The following is a 24,320-nucleotide window of genomic DNA, read 5'->3' as shown; positions in this document are numbered from 1 at the left end:
CCACAAGAGAGAGTGTGAGAGTGCTCGTACTCGTCGCTCCCGGCCAGGGCGCTCAGACGCCTGGCTTCCTGACCCCTTGGCTCGATCTCCCCGGTGCCGCCGACCGCCTCGCCGCGTGGTCGGACGCCATCGGGCTCGACCTTGCCCGCTACGGCACCCAGGCAGACGCGGACGAGATCCGGGACACGGCTGTCGCGCAGCCGCTCCTGGTCGCCGCCGGTCTCCTCTCCGCCGCCGCGCTCGGTGACGTCGCCGAGCTCGGCCCCGGTGCCGTCGCCGGTCACAGCGTCGGTGAGATCACCGCCGCCGCGTTCGCGGGCGTGCTCGACGCCACGGCCGCGCTGAAGCTCGTGCGCACCCGGGGTCTGGCGATGGCCGAGGCCGCCGCGATCACCGAGACCGGTATGTCGGCGCTGCTCGGCGGGGACCCCGAGACCACGGTCCCGCACCTGGAGAAGCTCGGCCTGACCCCGGCGAACGTGAACGGCGGGGGCCAGATCGTGGCCGCCGGCACGCTGGAGCAGTTGGCCGCCCTGGAGGCGGACAAGCCCGAGGGCGTCCGCCGCGTGGTGGCCCTGAAGGTCGCCGGCGCGTTCCACACGCACCACATGGCACCCGCGGTCGAGACGCTGGCACGCGCCGCCGAGGCCCTGAGCCCCGTGGACCCGAAGATCGCGTACGTCTCGAACAAGGACGGCAAGGCCGTCACGACCGGCGCCGAGGTCGTACAACGACTGGTCGGCCAGGTCGCGAACCCGGTCCGCTGGGACCTGTGCATGGAGACCTTCCAGGAGCTCGGCGCGACCGCGCTGATCGAGGTCTGCCCGGGCGGCACCCTCACCGGACTCGCCAAGCGCGCGCTGCCGGGTGTGAAGACCCTGGCGCTGAAGACCCCCGACGACCTCGACGCGGCTCGCGAGCTCATCGCCGAGCACGCCTCCGCCTAAGGAGCCGACAGAGCATGTCGAAGATCAGGCCCAGCAAGGGCGCCCCCTACGCGCGGATCCTGGGTGTGGGCGGCTACCGTCCCGTCCGGGTCGTGCCGAACGAGGTGATCCTCGAGACGATCGACTCATCCGACGAGTGGATCCGCTCGCGCTCCGGCATCGAGACCCGGCACTGGGCCTCCGACGAGGAGACCGTCGCCGCGATGTCGATCGAGGCGTCCGGCAAGGCCATCGCCGACGCCGGGATCAACGCCGACCAGATCGGCGCCGTGGTCGTCTCGACCGTCTCGCACTTCAGCCAGACTCCGGCCATCGCGACGGAGATCGCCGACAAGCTCGGCACGCGGAAGGCCGCCGCCTTCGACATCTCGGCCGGCTGCGCGGGCTTCGGCTACGGCCTCACGCTCGCCAAGGGCATCATCGTCGAGGGTTCGGCGGAGTACGTCCTCGTCATCGGCGTGGAGCGGCTGTCCGACCTGACCGACCTGGAGGACCGTGCGACGGCCTTCCTGTTCGGTGACGGCGCGGGCGCGGTCGTCGTGGGCCCCTCCGAGGAGCCGCACATCGGCCCGACCGTGTGGGGCAGCGAGGGCGACAAGGCCGGCACGATCAAGCAGACCGTGCCGTGGGACGAGTTCCGCGGTTCGGACCTGTCCCAGCTTCCGCTCGATTCCAAGGGCGAGGTCAAGTTCCCTGCGATCACGCAGGAGGGCCAGGCGGTGTTCCGCTGGGCCGTGTTCGAGATGGCGAAGGTCGCCCAGCAGGCGCTGGACGCGGCCGGAATCACCGCGGACGACCTGGACGTCTTCATTCCCCACCAGGCCAACGAGCGGATCATCGACTCGATGGTGAAGACGTTGAAACTGCCGCAGCACGTCACGGTCGCGCGTGACGTACGCACCACCGGCAACACCTCGGCCGCCTCGATCCCGCTCGCGATGGAGCGGCTTCTGGCGACCGGCGAGGCGAAGAGCGGCGACACCGCGCTCGTCATCGGCTTCGGGGCGGGTCTCGTGTACGCCGCGACGGTCGTTACCCTCCCCTAGGCACTCCGTGCCGGATCATCCGGTCCGTACGGACTACCGCCAACCCTCTCTGGATACACACCGAAGGAGCGCCTGACATGGCCGCCACTCAGGAAGAGATCGTCGAAGGTCTCGCCGAGATCGTGAACGAGATCGCCGGGATCCCCACCGAGGACGTCCAGCTGGACAAGTCCTTCACCGACGACCTGGACGTCGACTCGCTGTCCATGGTCGAGGTCGTCGTCGCCGCCGAAGAGCGCTTCGACGTCAAGATCCCGGACGACGACGTCAAGAACCTCAAGACCGTCGGCGACGCGACCGACTACATCCTCAAGCACCAGGCCTGATCCAGCGATCGGGCCCGGTTCGCCCGGCCCGGTCCACCGATCAGTCCGTTGCCCCGCCACCCGGCGGTGGCGCCGCTGAATCCTCGTATTTGGAGAAAGAATTCCCGTGAGCTCGACCAATCGCACCGTGGTCGTCACCGGTATCGGCGCAACCACACCGCTGGGTGGCGACGCAGCCTCTACCTGGGAGGGCCTGGTCGCCGGCAAGTCCGGTGTCCGCGCCCTGGAGCAGGACTGGGCCGCCGACCAGGCGGTCCGTATCGCGGCGCAGATCGCCGTGGAGCCGGGCGAGGTCATCCCCCGCCCGCAGGCCCGCCGTCTCGACCGCTCGGCGCAGTTCGCCCTGATCGCCGCCAAGGAAGCCTGGGCCGACGCCGGTTTCACCGACAAGGCCGGCGACGACACCTCCGTCGACCCGGACCGGCTCGGCACCGTCATCGCCTCCGGCATCGGTGGCGTGACGACGCTGCTCGACCAGTACGACGTGCTGAAGGAGAAGGGCGTCCGCCGCGTCTCCCCGCACACCGTTCCCATGCTCATGCCGAACGGCCCGTCCGCCAATGTGGGCCTGCTCGTCGGCGCCCGCGCCGGCGTGCACACCCCCGTCTCCGCCTGCGCCTCGGGCGCCGAGGCCATCGGCTACGCCATCGAGATGATCCGCACCGGGCGCGCCGACGTCGTCGTCGCCGGTGGTACGGAGGCGGCGATCCACCCGCTGCCCATCGCCGCGTTCGGCAACATGATGGCGATGTCCAAGAACAACGACGACCCGCAGGGCGCCTCGCGCCCCTACGACGTCGCCCGTGACGGCTTCGTCCTCGGTGAGGGCGCCGGCGTCCTCGTCCTGGAGTCCGCCGAGCACGCCGCCAAGCGCGGGGCCCGGGTGTACGCGGAGGCGGTCGGCCAGGGCATCTCCGCCGACGGCCACGACATCGTGCAGCCGGAGCCGGAGGGGCGTGGCATCTCCCACGCCCTGCAGAACCTGCTCGACAACACCGACCTGGACCCGGCCGAGATCGTGCACGTGAACGCGCACGCGACCTCGACGCCCGCCGGTGACGTGGCGGAACTGAAGGCGCTGCGCAAGGTCTTCGGCGACGACGCCGACCACATGGCGGTCTCCGCGACCAAGTCGATGACCGGTCATCTCCTCGGTGGCGCGGGGGGTGTGGAGTCGGTGGCGTCGGTGCTGGCGCTGTACAACCGGATCGCTCCGCCGACCATCAACGTCGAGAACCTCGACCCCGAGGCCGAGGCGAACGCCGACATCGTGCGCGGGGAGGCTCGCAAGCTGCCTGTCGAGGGCCGCATCGCTGCCCTGAACGACTCGTTCGGGTTCGGTGGGCACAACGTGGTGCTGGCGTTCCGTACGATCTGAGATGTGCGGTAGCTGTACTGAACGGGTGTGGCCCGGACTCCCTGTCGGAGTTCGGGCCACATTTGCTTGTTCGTCGGGTGCGGGCGGTGGGGGCTGGTCGCGCAGTTCCCCGCGTCCCTAAAAGCTTCCCCTCACGCCCGTTGTCAGGTCAGACCACCTGGTGGAGCCAGCGGACCGGGGCGCCCTCTCCCGCGTAGCGGAAGGGTTCCAGTTCGTCGTCCCAGGGCTTGCCCAGGAGTTTGGCGAGGTCGGACTCCAGGTCGCTCTCGCCGCGCTGGGAGCGCAGCAGGGCGGCGCGCAGGCGGTCCTCGGGGATCAGGATGTCGCCGTGGATTCCGGTGACGGCGTGGAAGATGCCCAGTTCGGGGGTGCAGCTGTAGCGCTCGCCCTCGGCCGTGGGGCAGGGCTCGGCGGTGACCTCGAAGCGCAGCATCTGCCAGCCGCGCAGCGCGGAGGCCAGCTTGGAGGCGGTGCCCACCTCGCCCTTCCAGGAGAACTCGGATCTCCAGGTGCCCGGCGCGGCGGGCTGCCGGATCCAGTCGAGGTTGACGCGGGTACCGAGCACGCCCGCGACCGCCCACTCGACGTGCGGGCACAGCGCGCGGGGCGCGGAGTGCACGTAGAGAACTCCACGTGTCGTCACTGGGGCCTCCGGACAGAGCGAGACATCTTGTAACTTAGCGGAAAGGCAGTGGCAGGGCGGCCACGTGGCGAGGCTACCGTGCGGCGGCGCAAGGAGTGTGACGTACCGTCGGTCCCAGCGCCCAGAAACATTGAGGTTTCACCCAAGGGGACGCGGTGCGACCGGTCGTGTACTGCGGGGTGTCGGCCAACCGTGTCGCATGGGTGCTGAGCAATGGTGCTGAGCGATCGTGCTTGACGAACGAGGGGATCAGGGGATGCGTCACAGGAGTCACCGTTCTCGGGCCGCCCTCGCCATCGCGTCGGCGGCTCTCCTGGGCGTCGCCGTCGCCGGCTGCGACGCCGTCGGTGACAACTCCCCGGCGCCCCGGGGCACGACGGCCAAGGCGCTCCCGAAGCCGACCCCCACCTGGGACCGCAGCCCGACGTCGATGGCCGCCGTCGGGGACTCCATCACCCGCGGCTTCGACGCGTGCACGGTGCTGTCCGACTGTCCGGAGGTCTCCTGGGCGACCGGCAGCGACACGAAGGTCAAGAGCCTCGCCGTACGGCTGCTCGGGCAGGCCGGGGCCGCCGAGCGCAGCTGGAACTACGCGGTGACCGGTGCCCGGATGGCGGATCTCCCCGACCAGATGGCACAGGCCGTCACGAACAAACCGGAGCTGGTGACCGTGATGGCGGGCGCGAACGACGCCTGCCGCTCGTCGGTGTCGGCGATGACCCCCGTCGCCCGGTTCCGCGCCGAGTTCGAGGACGCCATGGACACGCTGCGCCACGCACTGCCCAAGACCCAGGTGTACGTGTCGAGCGTGCCGGATCTGAAGCGGCTGTGGTCCGAGGGGCGAGGCAACCCGCTGGGCAAGCAGATCTGGAAGCTGGGTATCTGCCCCTCGATGCTGGGTGACGCGGACTCCCTGACCACGGCGGCGATGCGGCGGCGCACGACGGTGCAGGACCGGGTGGAGGCGTACAACCAGGTCCTGAAGGAGGTGTGCGCCAAGGACCAGCATTGCCGCTTCGACGGGGGCGCGGTCTTCGACTACCGCTTCGGAACGGACCAGCTGAGCCACTGGGACTGGTTCCACCCGAGCAGGGACGGGCAGGCGCGGCTCGCGGAGATGGCCTATCGGGTGGTGACGGCGACGAAGCCGGTGAGCTAGAACCTGCCGTTCGGATCCTTGGCCTAGGCTTTCGATCATGCACTGCGAATTCTTCGGCACTCTTCCCGACGGCACCCCGGTCCACCGCTGGACGCTGGAGCGCGCCGGAGTGCGGGTGCGGATCCTGACGTACGGCGGGATCGTCCAGTCGGTCGAGGTCCCGGACCGGGACGGGGTGCGCGCGGACGTGGTGCTGGGGTTCTCCGACCTCGACGGCTATCTGACGCACACGGGCCCGTACTTCGGGGCGCTGGTCGGGCGGTACGCGAACCGGATCGCCGGGGGCCGCTTCCTCCTCGACGGCCTCACCTGTCACCTGGCGCAGAACAACGCGCCCAACTCCCTGCACGGCGGGGAGCGCGGCTTCGACAAGCGGGTGTGGGACGCGGAGCCGGTCGATCACGGGCTGCGCCTGACCCGGGTCTCCCCGCACGGTGAGGAGGGCTTCCCGGGCCGTCTGGAGGTCTCGGCGACGTACACGCTGGACGAGGCGGGCGCGCTGGGGATCGCCTACGAGGCGGTCACGGACGCGCCGACCGTGGTGAACCTGACGAACCACACGTACTGGAACCTGGCCGGTACGGGCAACGCCGGCGGCCACGAACTCCGGCTGGACGCCTCGCGGTTGACTCCGGTGGACGCCGATCTGATCCCCACCGGGGCGCTGGACGCGGTCGACGGGACGCGGTTCGACTTCCGTACGGCGCGGAAGGTCGGGGCCGGCTACGACCACAACTTCGTGCTCGACAAGGGGCTCACGAAGACCGCCGTCGAGGTCGCCGAGCTGCACGACCCGTCCTCCTGGCGGACGCTGACCGTCGCGACCACCGAGCCCGGGCTCCAGCTGTACACCGCGGAGCACCTGAGCGAACCCTTCGCCCCCGGGGACGGCGTCGCGCTGGAGACCCAGCACTTCCCCGACTCCCCCAACCGGCCCGAGTTCCCGAGTACGGAGCTGCGGCCGGGCGGGGTGTACCGGTCGGAGACCGTGTACGGGTTCGGCGTCCGCGGCCAGTAGCCGACGACCGGCGACCGGTCCGACGGCCGTGGCCGAGAACCGACGAGCCCCGATCCGGATGTCAGGTTCCGGACCGGGGCTGCTCGGGGTGGACTCGTCCCGCGTCAGACGTTAATCGTCGCCGCGACCCGACGGTCGACGATCGAGCGGCCCGCAGCAACCTCGTACGAACCCTTCACAAACACCCAGGCTCCGGTGCTCTCGTCCCAGACCTCGAGGGCCCGGCGCGGGAGTACGAGGGCGACGTCGACGCTCTCGCCGGGGCCCGCCTCGACGCCCGCGAACGCGGCGAGCCACCGGGCCGGACGCTCGGCGTCGGCCTCGACGGGTGCCAGATAGACCTGGACGACCTCGCGCCCGGCCCGCGCACCGGAGTTGCGGACGCGGACCGTGACCGTCGTACCCGTACTCGAACCCGTACTCGAACCCGTACTCGAACCCGAACCGGCACCGCCGTCGTCGCCGCCGAGCTCGATCGACTCGTACGTCCAGTCGGTGTAGCCGAGACCGTGTCCGAAGGCGTACGAGGGGGTCCTGCCCTCCTTCTCCCAGGCGCGGTAGCCGATGAACACGCCCTCGGTGTAGGGGAGTTCGCCGTCGGCCGGGACCACCTGGGTGACGGGGGCGGCCGTGAGGGAGCCCCAGGTGGTGGGCAGCCGGCCGCCGGGCTCGTGGGCGCCCGTGAGCACGTCGGCGAGGGCGGCGCCGCCCTCCTGGCCGGGGAACCAGCTGAGCAGTACGGCCGCGACCTCCTCGCGCCACGGCAGCTCGACCGGGGAGCCGGCGTTGACGACCACGACGGTGTTCGGGTTGGCGGCGGCGACGGCGTGCACCAAATCGTCCTGGCGGCCGGGCAGCCGGAGGTCCTTGCGATCGAAGCCCTCGGACTCGACGCGGTCGGTGGTGGCGACCACGACGACGGCGGTGTCGGCGGCGCGGGCGGCCTCGACGGCCTCGGCGATGAGTTCGTCGGGGTCGCGGCGCGGGTCCTGGTGGGCGAGCGCGAAGCCGATCACCTTCAGCGGCGCGCCCTCGGGGACGACGATGACGTGCCGCAGCGCCACCTCGTACGTCTCACCGGCGACGAGATCCACCTGGGCACGCTCGACGGGGGCGCCGAAGAACGCCTCGAAGGGGTCGTCCTTGGTGCTGCGCTGGATGTCGTCGAAGTGGACCGTGCCGTCGACGGTGAGCGTGAACGCGCCGAGACCCTTGATACCGAGGGTGTGGGTGCCGCTCTCGCGCGGGGTGAAGGTGCCGGTCAGTTCGACGCTGTGGAGGGTGGCGTGGGTGACGCCCTCGGGGAGGTCCTCGCCCATCCACTGGATCTGGCCATTGGGGGCCGAGCCGGTGCCGATGACCGTGCCGGCCCGGTCGCGGCAGACGGCCCGCAGGGTGAACCCCCTGTCGGCGACGGCGAGTTCCTCGTTCGGATCGGCGCCGACGGCGTAGGTGAGGCTGCCCTCGGGGAGGGCCGCGGTGAGGCCGTCGAGGGGCGTGACGACCCGGGAGGGGAAGACGGTCGCGGAGCCGCCGCCGAGGACGCGGGCGTCGCGGGCGGCGGCACCGATCAGGGCGACCTTGTGACCTTCGCCGCGCCCTTCGCCGCGCCCTTCCCCATGGCCTTCCCCGTGCCCTTCCCCGAGCGGAAGAGCCCCTTGGTTGCGCACGAGGACGAAGGAGCGGCGGGCGATCTCGCGGGCCAGGGCCTCGCCGTCCACCGTCGCGGGCGGTTCGGTGACGACCGGCTCGGCGCCCTCCAGGATGCCGACGCGGGCGGCGAGCCGCAGGACGTTGCGGACGGCCTCGTCGACCTTGGCCTCCTCGACCTCGCCCGCGCGGACGGCGGCGCCGAGCGCCTCCCCGTACACGGTCCGGGGGCCGGGCATGGCGACGTCGAGACCGCCCTCGATGGCGCCGACCGTGGCGCGGGCGGCGGTCCAGTCGGAGACGTTGAAGCCGTCGAAGCCCCACTCGCCGCGCAGGATCTCGTTCACGAGGTGGTGGTGCTCGGTCATCGTGGTGCCGTTGACCGAGTTGTAGGCGGTCATGATGCCCCAGGGGTGGGCGCCTGCGACGATGGCCTCGAAGGGGGCCAGGTACAGCTCGCGCAGGGCGCGTTCGGAGAGCAGGTTGTTCACCGTGAAGCGGTCGGTCTCGGCGTCGTTGGCGACGAAGTGCTTGACGGTGGTGCCGACGCCGCCCGACTGGACGCCCTGGACATAGCCTGAGCCGATCTCGCCGGTCAGGTACGGGTCCTCGCTGTACGCCTCGAAGTGGCGGCCGCCGAGCGGGGAGCGGTGCAGGTTGACGGTCGGCGCGAGGAGGACGTGGACCTGCTTGCGACGGGCCTCCTGAGCGAGCAGGGTGCCGGCCCGTCGGGCGAGGGCCGGGTCCCAGGTGGCGGCGAGCGCGGTCGGTGAGGGGAGCGCGATCGACGGGTCGTCGGCGGTCCAGTGGACACCGCGTACGCCGATCGGGCCGTCGGACATGACGAGGGACTTGAGGCCGATCTCGGGCAGCGCGGGCAGCGACCACATGTCCTGCCCGGCGAGCAGCCTCGTCTTCGCGTCCAGGTCCAGCTTGCCGAGGGCCGCCTCGACGACCGCCTCGCGGGCCTCGTCGGCCGGTGTGCGCGTTCCCGCCATCGCGGTGCCTCCTCATTGAGTCCGTGAGTCCGTGAGTCCGTGAGTCCGCGAATCCGTGAGTCCGCGAATCCGTGAGTCCGCGAATCCGTGAGCCCGTAAATCCGTGAGCCCTTGAATCCGTTCTGCGCGTCCATCCTGCATCCGATACCTGTAGAGCAGTAGGTTTCATTATTCTTTCGTTACATTCCATGCGTGCGCATGCCGTACGGTGACGCCATGAGCACCAGGGCCAGAAGCGAGGAGCGGCGCGCCGAGATCGTCCGGGCGGCCCTGGAGGTGATCGCCGAGCGCGGCTACCGGGGCGCGAGCATGGCGTCGGTCGCGGAACGCGTGGGGCTGACCCAGCAGGGGCTGCTGCACTACTTCCCGACGAAGGACGCGCTGCTCGTCGCGGTGCTCAAGGAGCGGGACCAGTGGGACGCCGTGCCCGACACCCAGTGGCGGGTCGACCTGCTCGCCTCACTGGTCGAGTACAACGCCATGCGGCCCGGGATCATCCAGACGTTCTCGGCGCTGCTCGGCGAGAGCGTGACCGAGGGGCACCCGGCGCGCGAGTACTTCACCGAGCGGTACGCGCGGGTGCGCGCGAGCATGGCGGCGGTGCTGCGCGCCGAGTACGGGGAGCGGCTGCCGAACGGGCTCACGCCCGAGCGCACCGCTCCGCTGCTGGTGGCGGTGATGGACGGCCTCCAGTTCCAGTGGCTCCTGGACCCGGAGTCGGTGGACATGCCGGGCGCGTTCCGGGACTTCCTCGCACTGCTCGGCGAGGACTGAACCCGCCCGCCACTGTTCTGCCTCTGCGTCTGCCTCTACCTCTGCCCCCGCCTGCGCTACCGCGGGGCCGGTACGGCGGCCACGACCTCGATCTCGATCAGGGCCTCCGGCTTGAAGAGGCGGGAGACCTCGAAGGTCATGCTGGTGGGCGGGGTGCCGGTGAGGTACTGGGCGCGTACGGCACCGTAGGCGGGGAGTTGGGTGATGTCCGTCAGATACGTACGGATGTTGATGATGTCCGCCAGGCCCGCCCCGTGCGCCTCCAGCAGGGCGCCGATGGTCTCGAAGACCCCGCGGCTCTGTTCGGTGAGGTCGGCGCCGTCCGCGACCTGTCCGGAGACGTACAACAGGGCTCCCGCACCCGGCAGTTCGACCCGGGCGACCTGGGAGTAGTAGCCGTTGGCGGGTCCCGGCGCCGAGGGCGGGTTGTCGAGCGTGATCTGCATGGGTGGTCCTCTCAGACGGAGCGGCGGATGTGTTCGACGGCCTTCGCGATGTCCGCGCCGGCGACGGCGGGATCGGCGGCGGCGCTCTTGTACTGCTCCAACACCGCTTCGATTACGGGGAGTTCGGCGACCTTCGTGGCGAGGGCGACGTCCTTGGCGGCGAGCGGGATGGCGAAGTACACGTCCTCGGCGAAGGCGCGGCCGACGGCGCCGCCGAGCGGGCCGTTCGCGAGCGCGGTGCGCGCCACCTTCTCGTCGATGCCGAGCTTGTCCGCGAGGGCCATGGTCTCGGCGACGAGGGCGACCCCGCCGAGCAGGGCCGTGTTGACGATGAGCTTGAGCGCGGCGCCGGAGCCCAGCGGGCCGGTGCGGGTGACGGTGCCCATATGGACGAGCACGTGCCCGACGCCCGTCAGCTCGCCGCCCGCGAGGATGCCGAGCTGCCCGGCGGCCGCCTTGTCCGTGCTACCCGCCACGGGCGCGTCGACGAACGTCACGCCCTCCGCGAGCCGAGCGGCGAGTTCCTTGACCACGTCGGGTCCGACGGTCGACATCTCCACCCAGGTGGTGCCCCGGCGCAGCTCCGGCACGATGGCGTCCGCGACCGTGTCGAGCGCCGCCGGGTTGGCGAGCATGGTGATCACCACGTCCGCGTCCCGTACGGCCTCGGCCGGGGACGGGGCGAGGGTGGCGCCCTCGGCGACCAGCGGCTCGGCCTTCTCGGCGGTGCGGTTCCAGACGGTCAGCGGGAATCCCGCGGCGAGAAGTCGGCGCGCCATCGCGGCGCCCATGTGCCCGAGCCCGAGGAATGCGATCTTTTCCATGTCGTCGACGCTAGGCGGGCCCTCGTGATGCGACAAGCGAATGTCTAGCATGGCTCTCATGCTCAACCCGCATGCCGTACCCGACCTCTCCACCACCTGGCTGCGGGTCTTCCTGGAGGTCGCCCGGCACGGTTCGTTCACGGTGGCCGCGCGGACCCTCGGCTGGACGCAGTCCGCGGTGTCCCGGCAGATCGCCTCGCTGGAGTCGGCGCTCGGCGGAGCCCCGCTCTTCGACCGGCTGCCCCGGGGTGTACGGCTGACGGAGGCCGGGCGGGTCCTCGTGCCGCATGCCGAGGCGGTGGTCGAGCGGCTGCACGACGCGAACCGCGAACTGGCCGCGCTGCGGCGGCTCACGGGCGGCCGGCTGCGCTTCGGCGCGTTCGCCACGGCCGACGCCGCGCTCGTACCCCGCGCCATCGCCGCGTTCCGCGCGCGTCATCCGGGGGTGCGGATCACCCGCGAGGAGGGCCTGACGCCCGTGCTCCTGGAGCGGCTCTCCGCGGGCGGCCTCGACCTGGCGATCGTCTCCACGACGGGCCGCGCCCCGCTGGACCCGTACACCCTGCACCACCTGCTCGACGAGTCCCTGTACGTCGCCGTCCCCGCCGACCATCCACTCGCCGCCGAGTCCTCCGTCCGCCTCCCCCAACTCGCCGACGCCGACTGGATATCCGGCTCCGCCCGCCCCGAGGGCACCCTGCTGGACGCGGCCCTGCGGCACGGCTTCCGGCCGCGCGTCGCGCATGTCGTGGCCGAGTGGACGGCCAAGCAGGGGTACATCGCCGCCGGGCTCGGGGTGACCCTGGTCCCGGCGCTCGCCGCCGAGTCCGTACGCCCGGACATCGCGCTGCTCGCGGTGCGCGACGAGGAGGCGCCCGCACGGGCGGTGTACGCGGCGACGGTGCGGGGCCGGTCGCTGGGACCGTCGGCGCAGGCGTTCCTGGGGGCACTGCGGGAGGCCGCGACCCACCTGCCCACCTGAGCCACCCGCCGCCCGCGCCACCCCGGCCGCTTCGGCTGCCGGTGCCACACCTCATGGCGTACGTCCCCTCCGTCACGCGATACTGCGGCCGTCCGGCAGCACCCCACGGCGACGGAAGGCACGAACTCCCTTGACCTACATACGCGTTCGGCTCGGAGCAGGTGTACTCGGACTGGCCCTGGTGGGCGGCCTGGCCGCGGCGCCCACCGCGTCGGCGGCAGCGGCGGCCCCCGTCACCGTCGAGGAACAGCGCCTCGACCAGACCGCTCCCCAGGAGATCCTGCGGCGCTCCGGATTCGACACGGTGGCCCCCGGGTTCGCGCGGGCGCTGGAGCGGGCGGGCTCGTTCGGACAGGCCGAGCGTGTCGTCGCAGGGCAGGGGGCGCGACTGTGGCAGCGGGCCGTCGACCGGGCGCAGGGACGGGGCCCGGCGGGCGGCGACCTGAGCCGGGACGACGACCGGCCGCTGTACTGGGCGCGGCTGGGGATGACGCGCGAAGTGCGGCAGTGGGAGCCGGAGTTCGGTCTCACGGACACGCAACGCGCGAGCCTGCTCGCCGAGTTGGAGGAGAACTCGCGCGGCGAGAACGCCATCCGCTATCCGCGCACCAAGGGCGTGAAGCGGATCCTGCTCACCGGGTTCGACCCGTTCACGCTGGACCGTGACGTCCGGATCTCCAACCCGTCCGGGGCCACCGCCCTCGCCCTGGACGGTACGACGATCCAGACCGCGGACGGCCCGGCGCGCATCGAGACCGCCGTGTTCCCGGTCCGCTGGGAGGACTTCGCCCAGGGCACGGTGGAGCGGACGCTGCGCCGCCAGCTCCCGCGCGTGGATCTGTTCACCACGGTGAGCCAGGGCCGCGTCGGCCGTTTCGACGTGGAGCGGACCAACGGGGCCTGGCGGGGCGGCTTCCCGGACAACGAGAACGTCTCCCGCACCGAGACGATCCCCGTCACCGACCCGGCCTCGCAGCCGCAGTGGACGTCGACGACGCTCCCGTACGCGCGGATCGTGGCCGCGGCCACGGGCCGCTTCCCCGTGTACGACCACACCTCGGTGACCGAGATCCCGGCGGGCGGCACCGATCCGGTCGTACGCCCCGACGGGCCGACCCCGGGTTCGACGGCACGCGCCGGGGGCGGCGGGGACTACCTCTCCAACGAGATCGCCTATCGCGCGACGCTGCTGCGCGACCGTCTCGGTCTGCACGACAGCCTGCCCGGCGGGCATGTCCACACGCCTGTACTGCAGTTCGGCACGGGCAACACGGACCCGGCGACGGGGACGGTCACGGACCCCGAGTTCGTTCAGAACCGGCTGGACATCATCGCCCAGGTGCGGGCGATCGTGACGGTGGCCGTCAGCGGGGCGGGGCGATAACGGCGGGGGCCGTGATGACGGCCGCGGTGTCGTGGTTGCCGCGGTCGTCGTCCGGCTCGCCCGTTTCCTCGGCCAGCAGGTCGCGGGCCATCAGTGTGGCGCCCGCGACCGCGCCCGGCATCAGGAAGACGGCGACGAACGGGACCAGGAAGGCGAGGCCCAGCGGGGTGCCGAAGCCCCAGACCAGCGTCTTGCGGGAGCGGAGCAGGGTGAGGCGGTCGCGGAGGTCGACGTCTCGGCGCTGGAGGGCGACCGCGGTCAGTTCCTCCGTGAGGAAGAAGCCGGTGACGAAGAAGCCGATCACGGGGACGACGGTCTGGCCGATGAACGGGAGGAAGCCGAGGGCGAAGAGGAGGACGCCCCAGACGGCGGCCCGCACGAGGACGCGGAGGCTGTCTCGCGCGGAGATCCACAGCTCGCGCCAGAGCGGGAGGCCGGACTCCGGGGCCGTGCCGTCCGGGGAGACGTCCCTGTCGACCTTCTCCGAGAGGGACTCGTAGAAGGGCTGGCCGATGAGGAGGGTGACGGCGGTGAAGGTGAGGACGGCGAGGAGGAGGGCGAGGGCGAAGAGTACGGCGGTGAGGAAGCCGCGGAAGAGGCCCGGCCAGGGGCTGGACCAGTCGTCGGCGAAGGGGGTGGACCAGGTGACGAAGTCCTCGCCGTACAGGGCGAGGGTGACGAGCGCTGCGGCGTACAGCACGAGGGTGATCAGGCCCGGCAGCAGTCCGAAACCGTACTGCTTCCCGTGCCGTGCCACCCATCGCTGGCCCTGTATGAGATAACCGAACCCGGCCCCGAGATCACGCATGACCCGAACTTTACCGGGGCTCGCCCCCTTTCCCTCGCCCCCGCCGCCCCTACCCATCCCATCCCCGGGGGCTCCGCCCCCGGACCCCCGCATCGGCCTGAACGGCCTCGTCCTCAATCGCCGGACGGGCTGAATGATGCGGACCGGGGTGGGTGGGGCGCCCTCGAACGCCGACCAGGCCGAGGCTTTCAGGGGCGCGGGGAACTGCGCGACCAGCCCCCACCGGCCCGCGGCCGAACGAAATCGGGCGGCCGGGGATGCGGGGCGCAGCCCCGCCCCAGGGGCGCGGGGAACTGCGCGACCAGCCCCCACCGGCCCGCAGCCGAACGAATCCGGGCGGGGGACGCGGGGGCGCAGCCCTCGCCCCCCACCAGCCCCGCAGCCGAAGGCGAAGTCGCGGCTAGGCCGGCGTCACCGCCACCACAAGCCCCCGCTCCGCCGTGGGCGACACCGCCGCGGACACCCGTACCGCCAGCGCCCGAGCCACCCGCCCCGTCCGTGACGCCGACGCCAGAAGCAGGGGCTGCAGGTGTTCGAGGCCGGAGACCAGGAACTCCTCACCGGCGATCAGCACCGGCCGCACCGCGTTCGTCGTGGCCGCCGCCGCCTCCGTGAGGTCGGCCAGCGGCGGCAGCGCGGCCCGCACCACCCCCACCCCCGCCGCGGCCGCCCGCTCGGCCAGCGCCACCTGAAGCGGCAGCAACGGAGCCAGCGCCGAGGTCAACGCGTCGGCGATACGCCGGAGTTCGGGCGACGAGTCGCGCAACACGTCCGCCGCCGCCCGTATCACCGGCGTCAAGGCGAGCAACGCCCCCGCCGCCACCCCGGCCATCGCGGGCAGCAACGGCGCCCCCGCCTCCAGCAAGTCCCCCAACGCGTCCGCCGCCTCCTGCACCGCGGGCTCCACCGCGTCGAGGATCGGCAGCAGACTGTCCCCCAGCGCCGCCAGCAACGCCTGCGCGGGCCGGCTCACGGGATGCACCGCGAGCGGCGCCCCGGTCGTCCCGAGCCGCGTCAGCGTGTCCACGATCCGGTAGAACGCCTCCTGCGCCTGCGGAGACGCACTCGCCTCCGCCAGCTCCGCCGTCGTCTCCCGGAGCACACGCAGCGCCTCCGCCCCCGACCCGTCCCGGGGGTCGAAGGTGTTGAGGGCGATTCTGGTGATGTTCCCGGCCGTGTCGAGGAGTTGGCCGGTGATGTCGGTCGTGCTGCGCGCCATACGCAGCACGTCATCCCTGCTGGGGATGCTGGGGAGCGACGGAATCGGGGACATGAGCCCTCCTCGCCACGCACGGCGCCTCGCCACATGGACCCGTCCTCCGGCCCCCTACGGCGTCTTATGGCCTCAGCATGCCCCCTCCGGCCCGTCGGCGATGCCCCATCCGTGGCATCCATGGCGTCCAGGGGGGCCACCGTGGCGCCCAGGCCCTCTTGTTGAGGAAGAGTCGAACAGGTACACCTCGCCCTACCGACCTGTACGCCCTACCGAACCGTGCCCCACCCACCCGTACCGATCTCAGGCCCCCCACCGGAGGTACGACGCGTGCGCCTACCGAGACCCGTCCTGATCGCCACTGTCCTCACCGCCGCGACCGGATCGCTTCTCCTCGCCCCGCACACCGCCACCGCGGACCGCGAACCCCCTGTCCGTGAAGGGGCGGGTCGTGAAGGGACGGACCAGTCCCAGGGCGCCGCCAGGGCCCCGGCGAACGCCGCCCGCAACGCCCTCACCAGCCCCGTCACCGATCTGTCCGACTCCGGCCTCGCCGCCCCCCGCCGTGGCTATCCGCGCGAGCAGGTCCTCTCCCCCGACCCGGAGAACCCGGCGGACAAGTCCATCAAGCTGGGCCTCACCCCGTACCACGCCATCGCCCCGAAGCTGAACGCCCTCCAACGGCTCGGCGACCGTGTCAGCGTGGAGGTCGCGGGCCGCTCGGCGGGCGGTCACCGGCTCTATCTGGTCACCGTCACCGCCCCGGAGTCCGCCAGCGAGTCCCTCGACCAGGAGCGGATGCGCGAGCTGATCGAGAACGCGCCGCAGTCGGCGGCGAAGGACCCGGCCCTCAAGGCGTCCTACAAGACGCCGGTCTTCTTCGACAACAACATCCACGGCGACGAGTGGGAGGGCACCGACGCCGCCCTCGAGCTCATCGAGCGGCTCGCGAGCGCGAAGGACGCGCAGACGACCGACCTCCTCGCCCACAGCCGTCTCTACTTCAACATCACGGCGAACCCGGACGGCCGGATCGCGGGCACCCGCGCCAACGCGAACGGCTTCGATCTGAACCGGGACTTCATCACCGCCTCGCAGCCCGAGGCGCGCGCGATCCGCCAGATCGCCATCGACAAGCAGCCGGCCGTGATGCTCGACCTGCACGGGTACGTCAACGGCACCCTGATCGAGCCGACGACCCCGCCGCACGGTGAGAACTACGAGTACGACCTCTTCCTCAAGAACACCTACGCCAACGCCCTCGGCATGGAGGCCGCCGTCAACGGCCTCGGGTACACCCCCGCGAAGGACGGTGTCGAGCCCGTCCAGATCCCCTTCCGCGACCAGCAGGAGGGCTGGGACGACTGGCCGCCGATCTTCACGCCCCAGTACCTGGCGTTCCACGGCGCGGTCGCCGCGCACACCGTGGAGATCCCGCTGACGGTGAACAACTCGGAGTACGACACCCTGCCCGTGGCCGAACTGAGGCGCAGGTCCACCATCAACGTGGACGTGGCCGGTGCGGCCATGCGCGCGACCCTCGCCTACGCCCGGACCCACCGCGCCTCGATCATCGCCGACCAGATCGAGGTCTTCCGGCGCGGCGCGACGGGCGCGGCCCAGGTGCCGGTCTCGGCGGAAACGGTGCCGGGGGTGCCGGGCATCGGTCCCGAGGACGTCTACACGACCGACTTCCCGCGTGCCTACGTGATCCCGGCGGGCGGCGCCCAGCGTTCGGCGACGGCCGCCGCCCGCCTCGTCGACCATCTCCTCGCGGACGACGTCCGCGTCACGCGCGCGACCCGCGACTTCCGGCTGGCCGGACGGTCGTACGCGAAGGGCTCGTACGTCGTCGACCTGCACCAGCCCAAACGCGGTCTGGCCAATGTGATGCTGGCCGACGGGCGCGACATCAGTGACAAGGTGTCGGTGATGTACGACATCTCGGGCTGGAGTCTTGGGCGGTTGTGGGGTGCGACGGTCGTGCCCGTACGGAGCGGGGAGCTGTCGGCCGTGGCCGCCCGCCGGGTCGAAGCCGCCGCGCGGGTCGGGTACGTCGCCCCGCGTGGCGATCTGCGGCTGCGTCTCGGCACCCCGCAGGAGATCGCCGCCCTCAACTCCCTTCTCGCGCAGGGAGTTTCGGTACGGCAGCTCGCGGACGGCAGTGCCGTCGTGCCGGGATCGGCGCGGGCGCGGGCCACCGCTCTCGCCCGTACGTACGACGTGGCCTTCAACGCGACCAGGGAGACCCGGGAGACCAAGAGCAGCCCAGGAACACCCCTGCACCGCGTCCGCGTCGCCGCGGCCGTCACGCCGGGTGAGCTCTTCGCGCTGCGGGAGATGAACTTCGACGTGGTGCCGGTGTCGACGGCCGTCCTGAACGCGGGCTTCGACTGGTCCGCGGCGGACGTGCTGTTCGTGTCGTCGGGGCTCGACCACGCCCGTTTGAACGCGGGCGCACAGGCCGCGCTGGACGCCTTCCTCCACACCCACGGTCTCGTCGGCCGCGGAACCGTCGGAGCCGCGCTCAACTCGGGGGCCGGGCTGCTGGCGGTGCGGCCGGTGGAGGGCAACGGTGACGCCAACGGTGTGGTGCGGGTGGTGAATTCGGGCGGCCCGCTCACCGCGAACGCGCCCGACCACAGCTTCGTCTACGCGCCCGTCTGGTTCACCGATCTCGGCCCCGGGGTGCGTGTCGAGCAGGCGTACGCGCCGGGCGATCCGCTCGTCTCCGGGCACTGGCGCCCGCTGGCCGACGGGACAGGAGGGCCTACGGCCGCCGGCGGCCAGGCCGCTGTCGTCAGCGGTCCGCATGCCGTGCTCTTCGGTACGGAGCCACTCTTCCGTGATCATCCGAAGGGGGAGTTCCCGCAGGTGGGAAGGGCGCTGCTAACCGTCTCGTAGGACACCGCCGACCGTCTCCCACGACAGGGCGGAGGCCGCACCCCACGTCCTAGGGTGCGGCCTCCGCCGTGCACAACGAGCGCCGTCAGACGAGCGTCACGGTGATGTTGCCGCGGGTCGCCTTCGAGTAGGGGCAGACCTGGTGGGCCTTTTCGAGGAGGTCCCGTGCGGTGGCCCCGTCGACGTTCGGGATCGACGCGGAGATCTCCACGATGATCCCGAACCCGTCCTCGTTCTTGCCGATGCCGACCTTCGCGGTGACGGTCGAACCGGAGACGTCGGCGTTCTCCCGGCGGGCGACGACACCGAGGGCGCCCTGGAAGCAGGCGCTGTACCCGGCGGCGAAGAGCTGCTCCGGGTTGGTCCCGGCGCCGCTGCCGCCCATCTCCTTGGGCGGGTTCACGACGACGTCGAGCCTGCCGTCGTCGGTGGCGACCCGGCCGTCGCGGCCGTTCTCGGCGGTGGCGACGGCGGTGTAGAGGACATCGGTCTGCTGGATGGACATACGGTGCGTTCCTCCTTGGTCCGCCGCGACTCGCGCCCACGATCGCGACGGTTTCGGAAAGAAGTTACCGCATGCCGGAAGCCTGGCGACAGCCGTCCCGAAGGCCGGAGGGTCAGAGCTTGACGATCATCTTGCCGACGTTGTCGCCGCGCAGGACGCCGAAGAACGCCTCCAGGTTGTTCTCGATGCCCTCGACGACCGTCTCGCTGTACTTGAGCTCGCCGGAGCGGACCCAGGCGCCGACCTCCTGCACGAACTCCGCCTGCAGGTCGTAGTGGTCGCCGACCAGGAAGCCCTCGATGCGGCCGCGGGTCTGGATGAGGCGGGCGAGGTTCTTCGGGCCGGAGACGGGCTCGGTGCTGTTGTAGACGGAGATCGCGCCGCAGATGGCGATGCGGCCGTCCCGGTTGAGCCGGCCGATGGCCGCCTCCAGGTGGTCACCGCCGACGTTGTCGAAGTAGACGTCGACGCCGTCGGGGGCGGCGGCGCGCAGCTGCTCGCTGACCGGGCCGTTCTTGTAGTTGAAGGCGGCATCGAAGCCGTACTCCTCGACGAGCAGCTTGACCTTCTCATCGGAGCCGGCGGAGCCGATGACGCGCGAGGCGCCCTTGAGCTTGGCGATCTGCCCGACCTGGCTGCCGACGGCACCGGCGGCGCCGGAGACGAAGACGGAGTCGCCCTCCTTGAAGGAGGCGGTGCGCAGGAGGCCCGCGTAGGCGGTGAGGCCGGTCATGCCGAGGACGCCGAGGTACGTCGACAGCGGCGCGGCCTGCGGGTCCACCTTGACGGCCTGCTTGGCGTCCACGACGGCGAATTCGCGCCAGCCCAAGAAGTGCAGGAGGTGGTCGCCGACCTCGATGCCCTCGGCGTTGGAGGCGACGACCTCACCGACCGCGCCGCCCTGCATGACCTTGCCCAGCTCGTAGGGGGCGACGTACGACTTGGCCGCCGACATCCTGCCGCGCATGTACGGATCGACGGACACGTACGCGTTCCGTACGAGGACCTGGCCCTCCCCCGGCTGCGGGACCTCGGCCTCGACCAGGGCGAAGTCCTCGGTCTTCGGCCAGCCGACCGGGCGGCTGACCAGGTGCCATTCGCGGTTGACTGCGGGGAGCTGGGTCTCGGTCATGAGGGGGTGCCTTTCCTGCGTGCATGCACGGGTACGTGCGACTACGGTCGAATACTTCAGTACCTGAAACAACCATGCTCCTCAATATTTCATGATGTCAAGTAACGGGGTAGCCTGGAGCCCATGGCCACGCAAAGAACAACCCGTATCGACCCGCTGACCCTCGAGGTCGTGGGCCTCATCGGCACGGTCGTGGCCCGCTATCACGAGGAGTACGAGGACGCTGCCGCCGAGCATGCGCTGACCGGGGCGCAGGCGCGACTTCTGAGCCTGCTCTCCCTGGAGCCGCTGCCGATGCGGCGGCTCGCCCAGAAGCTGAAGTGCGAGCCGTCGAACGTGACCGGGATCGTGGACCGGCTGGAGGCGCGGGGCCTGGTCGAGCGGCGCCCCGACCCGTCCGACCGCCGCGTGAAGCTGGCCGCGGCGACGCAGGAGGGGCGGCGTGTCGCGCGTTCCCTCCGCGACGCCCTCAACTTCGCCCGCGAGCCCCTGGCGGGCCTCTCCACCGAGGAGCGCCTGTCCCTCCGGGACCTCCTGCAGAGAATGCTCACGCCGTAGATTTCGGCTGCGGGCGGGTGGGGGCTGGCCGCGCAGTTCCCCGCGCCCCTGAGACGGGGCTTCGCCCCGAGCTTTTAGGGGCGCGGGGAACTGCGCGAGCAACCCCCACCCGCCGCAGCCGAAAAAGAACCGCTGGACGGGGTCCGGGGCGGAGCCCCGGGGATGGGACGGGTAGGGGCGGCGGGGGCGAGGAACCCCCTACGTGCACCACCACAGGAAACGGTTGCAATGCGAAGGTGAAGGCGAGGGCGACGGCGCGGCCGAGGTCGGCGCGGCCGTCGGCCTGGGCGACGACTTCGGCGGAGTCGAGGACACGGGCCCGGACGTCGAGGACGGCACCACACCGGTACCCGTCGTCGCCGACTGCTCCTGCGTGTCCTTCTTCTTGTCGTCCTTGGACTTGTCGTCCTTGGCGGACTGGGAAGCGGAGGGAGACGCCGACGCGTCCGGAGAGGGCGACGCGGTGGACGTAGCACCGGACGAACCCCCCGCGTCGGTGATCGGCCGCGCCGTCCCGGCGTCCGAGGACGCCGACCCGTCCGCCGACTCGCCTCCGGCCGCGGCCGGCTTCGGCAACAGCCCCGGCCCGTCTATGCCGAGCTCGGCGAGGCTCAGCCCACCCGCCGCCAGCACGAACCCCGCGGCGATGAGCAGCACCCGACGCCGCCGACGACGATGCGCCGCGGCCTTCCGGTCCCGCCGGCTCGCACCGCCGGGCCCCTCCGAGTCCCGGCCCCGGCCTCTCCCGCGCCCACGACCGCGCCGCCGGGCAGCGGCCCGTCCGGACGGCTCCCCCTCGCCGTCGTCGTCCTCGTCGTCGTCGGGATCTTCATCGTCGTCGTTGTCGCCCTCGTACAACGAGTCGCCACCGGCATCGACCGCCCCCGCGCCCGTTCCGGCACGCTTGTCGGTCTGCTCCGCATGCGTGCGGAGCTGTTCGGCTGAGGTGCCGCACCCCGGGCAGGCAAGGGCGCCGTTGAGGTGCCGTCGGCACGGGTCGCAGTAGTCCATGACGCCGGAAGACTAAGTTCCTCACAGGTAACGTTCATAGTCACAGCTGTGAAAGTTGTGTAGTGAACCACCTGTTCCGGCGCGCCCCGCGCCCCGTTCGCAGCATCGCGCGCGCGACGAGCCGAGGCATACCGGCAAAATCCGCCGCCGATCGTTCCGTTCGACCCATTGACACCTCCGGGGCCACGTCCTTACTGTCACGCCAGCATTTCGAACGTGTGACGAAATTTCGAACAGAGCCGCAAGAGCACAGGGGGCAACTGCCGTGCGCATCACGGGAATCAGCACACACGTGGTCGGGACGCCCTGGCGCAACCTGACCTACGTCCAGGTGCACACCGACGAGGGCCTGACCGGAGTCGGCGAGACCCGCATGCTGGGCCACACCGACGCACTGATCGGCTATCTGCGGGAGGCGGAGGCCAATCACATTCTCGGCTCCGACCCGTTCGCTGTCGAGGACCTCGTCCGACGGATGAAGTACGGCGACTACGGGCGCGCCGGCGAGATCGTGATGTCCGGCATCGCGGTCATCGAGATGGCCTGCTGGGACATCAAGGGCAAGGCACTCGGCGTCCCCGTGTGGCAGCTGCTCGGCGGCAAGGTCACCGACCGGGTCAAGGCCTACGCCAATGGGTGGTACACGACCGAGCGAACTCCGGAGGCCTATCACAAGGCCGCCCAGGAGGTCGTGGCGCGCGGGTACAAGGCGCTGAAGATCGACCCCTTCGGGACCGGGCACTTCGAGCTCGACCACGAGGCGACGCTCTACTCCGTGTCGCTGATCGAAGCCGTGCGCGACGCGATCGGCCCCGAGGCCGAGTTGATGCTGGAGATGCACGGCCGGTTCTCCCCTTCCACCGCCGTCCGGCTCGCCCGCGAGCTCGCGCCCTTCAAGCCCGCGTGGCTGGAGGAGCCGGTCCCGCCGGAGAACCTGAAGGCCCTGGAGAAGGTCGCCGCCAAGGTGGACATCCCGGTCGCGACCGGTGAGCGCATCCACGACCGCATCGAGTTCCGCGAGCTCTTCGAGAGCCAGGCCGTGGACATCATCCAGCCCGACGTCGGTCACATCGGCGGCATCTGGGAGACCCGGAAGCTGGCCGCCACCGCCGAGGCGCACTACGTCCTCGTCGCGCCCCACAACGTCGGTGGCCCCGTCCTCACCGCCGCCTCCCTCCAAGTCGGCTTCACCTCCCCCAACTTCAAGATCCTCGAACACTTCAACGACTTCGCGGACGCGGAGATCAAGAAGGTCGTGAAGGGCGCCCCGCAGGTCGTCGACGGCTACTTCGAGCTGTCCCACGAGCCCGGTCTCGGCGTCGAGCTGGACGTCGACGCGGCGGCCGAGTTCCCGCAGCAGCAGGCCCGTTTCGACCTGTGGGCCGACGGCTGGGAGCAGCGCAAGCCCAAGGGGTCGCAGTGAGCACCGCGGTCGTCGTCCAGGCGCCGGGCGAGCACCGGCTGATCGAGCACGAGCCGGTGCGGCCGGGCGCCGGTGAGGCGCTGGTACGGGTGCACGCCGTGGGCATTTGCGGCAGCGACCGCGAGGTCTACCAGGGCAACCGCCCTGACGGGTACGTCCGTTATCCGCTCACGCCCGGCCACGAGTGGTCGGGGACCGTCGAGGCGGTCGGGGCCGGGGTCCCGGAGTCGATCGTCGGGCGCAAGGTCGTCGGCGAGGGCTTCCGCAACTGCCAGGTCTGCGACCGCTGCCACGCGGGCGAGACAACGTTGTGCACGGCGGGGTACGAGGAGACCGGGTTCACCCAGCCGGGCGCGATGGCGACCACGCTGACCCTCCCGGCGCGGCTGCTGCACGTGCTGCCGGACGACGCCGACCTGACGGCGGCGGCCCTCCTGGAGCCCGCAGCCTGCATCGCGGCCGCCGCGCTGAAGGCGAACGCCCGGCCCGGTGAGCGGGTCGCGGTGGTCGGGACCGGCACGCTCGGGATGTTCGCGATCCAGTTCCTGAAGGCGAACTCTCCGGCGGAGCTGCTCGTGGTCGGGACCCGGCCGGACCGGGCGGCGCTGTCCAAGGACTTCGGCGCCACCGACTTCCGTACGAAGGACCAGGAACTCCCCGACGACTTCGACGTCGTCATCGAGACCGCCGGGTCCGCGTCCGCCGCACGCACCGCCGCCTCCCTGCTGAGGCGCGGCGGACGCCTGGTCCTCACGGGGATCCCGGCGCCGGGCGCCGAGGGGCTCGACCCCACCGATCTCGTCGTACGGCAGCTGGAGGTGCACACCGTGTTCGGTGCGCCGCCGGCGGCCTGGGCGCACACCGTGCGGGTCTTCGGGGCCGGACTGCTCAGCCCGTTGCCGCTGGTCACGCACGAGTTGCCGCTCGCCGAGTTCCCGCAGGCCATCGAGTTGGTGGGGTCCGGCGATCCCAAGGTCGGAAAGGTCCTGCTGAAGCCGTAGTCCCCCGAGCCGTACGCCGGTACGGAGTTACCTGACGGCTCCGTACCGGCGTACCACCCAGGCCCCGCGCACCCAAGGCCGCGAACTTCGTTCGAAATATCGAACGTATCGGCATCAGTACATGCACCACGCGCCGGCACCCGCCACCAACCCGTCCGCACACACCACATCTGCATGCGCACCACATCTG

22 protein-coding genes are annotated in these 24,320 nt (G+C 71.3%); 13 read left to right on the top strand and 9 right to left on the bottom strand.

The genetic code is table 11. From position 1 onward, the window contains the following. The first annotated feature begins 20 nt into the window (after window positions 1–20). The 4 genes from ACZ7M3_RS15170 (at window position 21) to fabF (ending at window position 3,697) form a co-directional block, all read left to right on the top strand. Window positions 21–947, top strand: coding sequence for an ACP S-malonyltransferase (locus tag ACZ7M3_RS15170; protein ID WP_075026664.1), 927 nt, complete (start codon window positions 21–23; stop codon window positions 945–947). 14 nt (window positions 948–961) lie between these two features. After that, window positions 962–1,993, top strand: a complete 1,032-nt coding sequence (locus ACZ7M3_RS15165) for a ketoacyl-ACP synthase III (RefSeq protein WP_452970734.1) — start codon at window positions 962–964, stop codon at window positions 1,991–1,993. A gap of 77 nt (window positions 1,994–2,070) precedes the next feature. Next, the gene (locus tag ACZ7M3_RS15160; protein WP_028800941.1) at window positions 2,071–2,319 is read left to right on the top strand and encodes an acyl carrier protein; all 249 of its coding nucleotides are present in this window, start codon (window positions 2,071–2,073) and stop codon (window positions 2,317–2,319) included. Between the two features lie 106 nt (window positions 2,320–2,425). Then, window positions 2,426–3,697 carry a beta-ketoacyl-ACP synthase II gene (gene fabF / locus ACZ7M3_RS15155; protein WP_095854883.1) on the top strand — a complete coding sequence of 424 codons (1,272 nt, stop codon included), beginning with the start codon at window positions 2,426–2,428 and terminating at the stop codon, window positions 3,695–3,697. Between the two features lie 148 nt (window positions 3,698–3,845). Here fabF and ACZ7M3_RS15150 read toward each other — a convergent pair whose 3' ends face one another. Beyond that, a complete protein-coding gene (locus ACZ7M3_RS15150) occupies window positions 3,846–4,340 on the bottom strand; it encodes a DUF3145 domain-containing protein (protein ID WP_067369479.1) in 495 nt (164 codons plus the stop codon). Window positions 4,341–4,596: 256 nt separating this feature from the next. Between ACZ7M3_RS15150 and ACZ7M3_RS15145 the strand changes: the two genes are divergently transcribed. Both ACZ7M3_RS15145 and ACZ7M3_RS15140 read left to right on the top strand, forming a co-directional pair. Beyond that, window positions 4,597–5,499 (top strand): SGNH/GDSL hydrolase family protein, encoded by a 903-nt coding sequence (locus ACZ7M3_RS15145; RefSeq protein WP_472063584.1) that lies wholly within the window; start codon window positions 4,597–4,599, stop codon window positions 5,497–5,499. Between the two features lie 37 nt (window positions 5,500–5,536). Next, a complete protein-coding gene (locus ACZ7M3_RS15140) occupies window positions 5,537–6,517 on the top strand; it encodes an aldose epimerase family protein (RefSeq protein ID WP_472063583.1) in 981 nt (326 codons plus the stop codon). A gap of 104 nt (window positions 6,518–6,621) precedes the next feature. Here ACZ7M3_RS15140 and ACZ7M3_RS15135 read toward each other — a convergent pair whose 3' ends face one another. Continuing rightward, window positions 6,622–9,165 (bottom strand): glycoside hydrolase family 3 protein, encoded by a 2,544-nt coding sequence (locus tag ACZ7M3_RS15135; protein ID WP_472063581.1) that lies wholly within the window; start codon window positions 9,163–9,165, stop codon window positions 6,622–6,624. 198 nt (window positions 9,166–9,363) lie between these two features. Between ACZ7M3_RS15135 and ACZ7M3_RS15130 the strand changes: the two genes are divergently transcribed. Further along, window positions 9,364–9,939, top strand: a complete 576-nt coding sequence (locus tag ACZ7M3_RS15130) for a TetR/AcrR family transcriptional regulator (protein ID WP_095854879.1) — start codon at window positions 9,364–9,366, stop codon at window positions 9,937–9,939. 56 nt (window positions 9,940–9,995) lie between these two features. Here the strand turns inward: ACZ7M3_RS15130 and ACZ7M3_RS15125 are convergent, their stop codons facing one another. After that, entirely contained in the window at window positions 9,996–10,385 is a 390-nt protein-coding gene (locus ACZ7M3_RS15125; RefSeq protein ID WP_351293619.1) for a RidA family protein, read from the bottom strand. 11 nt (window positions 10,386–10,396) lie between these two features. Then, entirely contained in the window at window positions 10,397–11,209 is an 813-nt protein-coding gene (locus tag ACZ7M3_RS15120) for an NAD(P)-dependent oxidoreductase (protein ID WP_472063579.1), read from the bottom strand. Window positions 11,210–11,258: 49 nt separating this feature from the next. On the opposite strand from ACZ7M3_RS15120, the gene ACZ7M3_RS15115 reads away from it, so the two are divergent. Further along, window positions 11,259–12,191 carry a LysR family transcriptional regulator gene (locus tag ACZ7M3_RS15115; RefSeq protein WP_472063577.1) on the top strand — a complete coding sequence of 311 codons (933 nt, stop codon included), beginning with the start codon at window positions 11,259–11,261 and terminating at the stop codon, window positions 12,189–12,191. 130 nt (window positions 12,192–12,321) lie between these two features. Beyond that, complete coding sequence (locus tag ACZ7M3_RS15110; RefSeq protein WP_472063575.1) at window positions 12,322–13,575, top strand: pyroglutamyl-peptidase I; 1,254 nt, start codon at window positions 12,322–12,324, stop codon at window positions 13,573–13,575. On the opposite strand, the gene ACZ7M3_RS15105 is transcribed toward ACZ7M3_RS15110, so the two are convergent. Further along, the gene (locus tag ACZ7M3_RS15105; protein WP_472063573.1) at window positions 13,556–14,383 is read right to left on the bottom strand and encodes an EI24 domain-containing protein; all 828 of its coding nucleotides are present in this window, start codon (window positions 14,381–14,383) and stop codon (window positions 13,556–13,558) included. The two genes, ACZ7M3_RS15110 and ACZ7M3_RS15105, sit on opposite strands and share 20 nt — an antisense overlap. A gap of 400 nt (window positions 14,384–14,783) precedes the next feature. Beyond that, the gene (locus tag ACZ7M3_RS15100; RefSeq protein ID WP_472063571.1) at window positions 14,784–15,656 is read right to left on the bottom strand and encodes a hypothetical protein; all 873 of its coding nucleotides are present in this window, start codon (window positions 15,654–15,656) and stop codon (window positions 14,784–14,786) included. Between the two features lie 270 nt (window positions 15,657–15,926). Between ACZ7M3_RS15100 and ACZ7M3_RS15095 the strand changes: the two genes are divergently transcribed. Then, window positions 15,927–18,500, top strand: coding sequence for a M14 family zinc carboxypeptidase (locus tag ACZ7M3_RS15095; protein WP_472063569.1), 2,574 nt, complete (start codon window positions 15,927–15,929; stop codon window positions 18,498–18,500). A gap of 85 nt (window positions 18,501–18,585) precedes the next feature. Here ACZ7M3_RS15095 and ACZ7M3_RS15090 read toward each other — a convergent pair whose 3' ends face one another. Together ACZ7M3_RS15090 and ACZ7M3_RS15085 are read right to left on the bottom strand one after the other, a co-directional pair. Beyond that, window positions 18,586–19,005 carry an organic hydroperoxide resistance protein gene (locus tag ACZ7M3_RS15090; RefSeq protein ID WP_472063567.1) on the bottom strand — a complete coding sequence of 140 codons (420 nt, stop codon included), beginning with the start codon at window positions 19,003–19,005 and terminating at the stop codon, window positions 18,586–18,588. A 112-nt stretch (window positions 19,006–19,117) separates the two neighbouring features. After that, window positions 19,118–20,137, bottom strand: coding sequence for an NADP-dependent oxidoreductase (locus ACZ7M3_RS15085; RefSeq protein WP_472063565.1), 1,020 nt, complete (start codon window positions 20,135–20,137; stop codon window positions 19,118–19,120). Between the two features lie 123 nt (window positions 20,138–20,260). On the opposite strand from ACZ7M3_RS15085, the gene ACZ7M3_RS15080 reads away from it, so the two are divergent. After that, on the top strand, window positions 20,261–20,695 hold the full coding sequence (locus tag ACZ7M3_RS15080) for a MarR family winged helix-turn-helix transcriptional regulator (RefSeq protein WP_351293644.1): 435 nt from the start codon (window positions 20,261–20,263) through the stop codon (window positions 20,693–20,695). Between the two features lie 198 nt (window positions 20,696–20,893). Here the strand turns inward: ACZ7M3_RS15080 and ACZ7M3_RS15075 are convergent, their stop codons facing one another. Then, window positions 20,894–21,706 carry an SCO2400 family protein gene (locus ACZ7M3_RS15075; RefSeq protein ID WP_472063563.1) on the bottom strand — a complete coding sequence of 271 codons (813 nt, stop codon included), beginning with the start codon at window positions 21,704–21,706 and terminating at the stop codon, window positions 20,894–20,896. Between the two features lie 265 nt (window positions 21,707–21,971). Between ACZ7M3_RS15075 and ACZ7M3_RS15070 the strand changes: the two genes are divergently transcribed. Together ACZ7M3_RS15070 and ACZ7M3_RS15065 are read left to right on the top strand one after the other, a co-directional pair. Then, the gene (locus tag ACZ7M3_RS15070) at window positions 21,972–23,129 is read left to right on the top strand and encodes a mandelate racemase/muconate lactonizing enzyme family protein (RefSeq protein ID WP_054233607.1); all 1,158 of its coding nucleotides are present in this window, start codon (window positions 21,972–21,974) and stop codon (window positions 23,127–23,129) included. Continuing rightward, entirely contained in the window at window positions 23,126–24,130 is a 1,005-nt protein-coding gene (locus ACZ7M3_RS15065; RefSeq protein WP_452967587.1) for a zinc-dependent alcohol dehydrogenase, read from the top strand. Before ACZ7M3_RS15070 ends, ACZ7M3_RS15065 begins: the two co-directional genes overlap by 4 nt. Window positions 24,131–24,320: the final 190 nt, after the last annotated feature.

The organism is Streptomyces sp. NPDC111656, from assembly GCF_055656965.1.
Note: the sequence above shows the minus strand (reverse complement) of the source record. Positions and strands in the feature narration are given on the sequence as shown.

Bases quoted from the DNA above. Each gene is read 5' to 3' on its own strand.
- ACZ7M3_RS15140 (WP_472063583.1), top strand. From the start codon at position 5,537: ATGCACTGCGAATTCTTCGGCACTCTTCCCGACGGCACCCCGGTCCAC.
- ACZ7M3_RS15145 (WP_472063584.1), top strand. From the start codon at position 4,597: ATGCGTCACAGGAGTCACCGTTCTCGGGCCGCCCTCGCCATCGCGTCG.
- ACZ7M3_RS15125 (WP_351293619.1), bottom strand. From the start codon at position 10,385: ATGCAGATCACGCTCGACAACCCGCCCTCGGCGCCGGGACCCGCCAAC.
- ACZ7M3_RS15105 (WP_472063573.1), bottom strand. From the start codon at position 14,383: ATGCGTGATCTCGGGGCCGGGTTCGGTTATCTCATACAGGGCCAGCGA.
- ACZ7M3_RS15160 (WP_028800941.1), top strand. From the start codon at position 2,071: ATGGCCGCCACTCAGGAAGAGATCGTCGAAGGTCTCGCCGAGATCGTG.
- ACZ7M3_RS15100 (WP_472063571.1), bottom strand. From the start codon at position 15,656: ATGTCCCCGATTCCGTCGCTCCCCAGCATCCCCAGCAGGGATGACGTG.
- ACZ7M3_RS15085 (WP_472063565.1), bottom strand. From the start codon at position 20,137: ATGACCGAGACCCAGCTCCCCGCAGTCAACCGCGAATGGCACCTGGTC.
- ACZ7M3_RS15165 (WP_452970734.1), top strand. From the start codon at position 962: ATGTCGAAGATCAGGCCCAGCAAGGGCGCCCCCTACGCGCGGATCCTG.
- ACZ7M3_RS15120 (WP_472063579.1), bottom strand. From the start codon at position 11,209: ATGGAAAAGATCGCATTCCTCGGGCTCGGGCACATGGGCGCCGCGATG.
- ACZ7M3_RS15075 (WP_472063563.1), bottom strand. From the start codon at position 21,706: ATGGACTACTGCGACCCGTGCCGACGGCACCTCAACGGCGCCCTTGCC.
- ACZ7M3_RS15090 (WP_472063567.1), bottom strand. From the start codon at position 19,005: ATGTCCATCCAGCAGACCGATGTCCTCTACACCGCCGTCGCCACCGCC.
- ACZ7M3_RS15135 (WP_472063581.1), bottom strand. From the start codon at position 9,165: ATGGCGGGAACGCGCACACCGGCCGACGAGGCCCGCGAGGCGGTCGTC.
- ACZ7M3_RS15115 (WP_472063577.1), top strand. From the start codon at position 11,259: ATGGCTCTCATGCTCAACCCGCATGCCGTACCCGACCTCTCCACCACC.
- ACZ7M3_RS15130 (WP_095854879.1), top strand. From the start codon at position 9,364: ATGCCGTACGGTGACGCCATGAGCACCAGGGCCAGAAGCGAGGAGCGG.
- ACZ7M3_RS15080 (WP_351293644.1), top strand. From the start codon at position 20,261: ATGGCCACGCAAAGAACAACCCGTATCGACCCGCTGACCCTCGAGGTC.